This window comes from Streptococcus sp. GMD4S (genome assembly GCF_000296955.1).
This window is the reverse complement of sequence record NZ_AJRE01000167.1, coordinates 1-2149: the sequence shown is the minus strand read 5'-3', so window position 1 is coordinate 2149 and position 2149 is coordinate 1. Positions and strand designations below refer to the sequence as shown.

The 2149-nt window shown below is 38.3% G+C and carries 4 protein-coding genes and 1 pseudogene; all 5 read right to left on the bottom strand.

Annotation, left to right across the window (positions count from 1 at the left end; translation table 11 throughout):
• Positions 1 to 923: pseudogene (gene comA / locus GMD4S_RS08220) on the bottom strand (peptide cleavage/export ABC transporter ComA); the annotation flags it as partial.
• 209 nt (positions 924 to 1132) lie between these two features.
• Positions 1133 to 1342, bottom strand: coding sequence for a hypothetical protein (locus GMD4S_RS08215; protein WP_000869797.1), 210 nt, complete (start codon positions 1340 to 1342; stop codon positions 1133 to 1135).
• Positions 1343 to 1366: 24 nt separating this feature from the next.
• Positions 1367 to 1555 carry a hypothetical protein gene (locus GMD4S_RS08210; RefSeq protein WP_000722238.1) on the bottom strand — a complete coding sequence of 63 codons (189 nt, stop codon included), beginning with the start codon at positions 1553 to 1555 and terminating at the stop codon, positions 1367 to 1369.
• A gap of 9 nt (positions 1556 to 1564) precedes the next feature.
• The gene (locus GMD4S_RS08205) at positions 1565 to 1732 is read right to left on the bottom strand and encodes a bacteriocin (protein WP_000415691.1); all 168 of its coding nucleotides are present in this window, start codon (positions 1730 to 1732) and stop codon (positions 1565 to 1567) included.
• A 17-nt stretch (positions 1733 to 1749) separates the two neighbouring features.
• A complete protein-coding gene (locus tag GMD4S_RS08200; RefSeq protein ID WP_000180835.1) occupies positions 1750 to 1938 on the bottom strand; it encodes a class IIb bacteriocin, lactobin A/cerein 7B family in 189 nt (62 codons plus the stop codon).
• Between the last annotated feature and the right edge of the window lie 211 nt (positions 1939 to 2149).

Sequence of the window (2149 nt, the reverse complement as noted above, 5' to 3'; positions counted from 1 at the left end):
AAGAGTGTCATATTTTGTGAAAACAAGACCAGCGAGATAATCAAAATCGTCGACACATCTAGGAAAATCGACAGAATGGTCGACGCCAGCGCATCGATGATACTGTTGGCATCTGTAAAACGAGAAACGATTTCTCCTGTCCTGCGTGTCGCGAAAAAGGACATCGGCAGGTGAAAAACATGCTTGATGTAGGACAAAATCACATCGATGGACAACCGTTGACCCAGAACAAGTAAGAGGTATTCCTGCGCATAAGACAAAATCTGCTGGAGAATATAGACGATGACCAGCCCAATAGAGATAATACCCAGTGTCGAGCGCATCTGGTCTGGTACGTAACTATCAATGATGGACTGAAGATAGTAGGAACCCACGATATTGATCAAGGTCACCAAGAGTGTCGCTAGGACGATATTGGTAATTAAGCCATGCTGTTTGAGTAAGATCGGCAAGAAGGATAGGAGTCCCTGTTTTTTCTCCTTATGAGGTTTATAGTCCGGTGATGGTGCCATAAAAATACTAACCCCTGTCCACTCTTGCGCAAATCGCTCACGGGAAATCTTGGTCAGCTTGATACTAGGATCTGGATCAGCGATATGAATGTGCTTTTTATCCTGACCTATCACCACATAGTAGTGGAGCAACTTCCCTTCCTTGAGCACATGAGCCACAAAAGGAAAGGTCAAATCTGGCAAATCAAAGAGCGTCATATCCGCCTTGATAGCCCGCGTCTCAAACCCAATCTCCTCTGCCACCTTTACAAGTCCCAAAGCGGTCGTCCCATCCATGGTCGTCTTGGCTAACTCTCGTAGATGAGCCAAGGAGTAATAACTACCGTAGTAACCAAAGACCATAGCCAAAGAAGCCACGCCACAATCCATCTGATCCACCTGGGGACGATAGTGCCTTTTCCTAAATTTCATATCCTTCTCCTTTTTCTAATAATCTCTTTAAAAATTTGTAAGATTATTTTAACCAAATAAGGATGAAAACAGGAAAATATTCCTAAATAAACCATTTTTACGCCTAAAACGCACTTCAAAAAGCATAAACTATCATTTAAATGTAAAAAGCAGAACAAAAGTTCTGCCTGCTTAAAGTAACCGTTAAAAAATGAATGCCTAGAAATAAACTATTCTGAAATGATATTCTCTTTACTTCTATAAAGTGAGATAAATGTCATCAAAAATAATGAAATCGTAGGTATATCAAAACATTCAAACCACGTAGGTAGATTTATTTTGTTTACATCAGCCACAATTCTAATCATTAGATAAGCCATCGAGCTAGACAATACAATAAACTCTGGCCAAGCTTTTCCTAGTAATTGAACAACTTTCATCTCAAACTCCGATCTGATGGTTCATCAATTTCCAATCGTACTTTCTTTTGTTTTGTACTTGTATCCTACATAAAACAGACCAAGCAGAATTGGATAGGTTTCTGGATAAAACAGAGTATTGATCGGATTTTTCATAATCAAATACGTTGCGATATAAAGAATAATCGATACGACAAAATACCCCTCAGCAAATCCTAATAAGATTTTTTTCATAGCAGACTCCTATTTACCTGAAAAGAGTGCTCGAGTTGTTAAAATAGCTCCACCTGTATATACAAAACCTTTTACAAAACCAACTGCCACAGGGATAAGAAGGGGAAAGGCTCCCCCTTGAATTTCCTGCAAGTCCGTATCAGTCATTGTTTCAAATTTTAAAATAGATTTTTCCATATCATCTCCTCCTTCTATTACCATCTACTCGTCACATAATTATAACCTGCAATTCCTGCTGCAGTAATTCCACCAGCAATTTTAGCTGCTGTCACAGGATTAGCAATCACCCAAGCTACAATCGGCCATGCTCCCCCATTCACATCCGTCAACTCTTCTTCTGTAAGAGCTACAAAGTTCTGTTCCATGTTGTCAAAGTTTGTCATTTGTTTTCTCCTTATTTTTTCTATATATTTAATCTTTAACCTCTAAGCCACTTAAATAGCCAGATTGGGTAAATTACTGAAATCATTTTCTTCTCTCCTTTCTTTTTTCCTTACCTATCTATTTTCGAGAAGTAATTTAAAATGAACAGGTAAATTTCATTTATTTTAAATACCATTTGATCAACCATGGCAATAAGATTGGTAAATACAT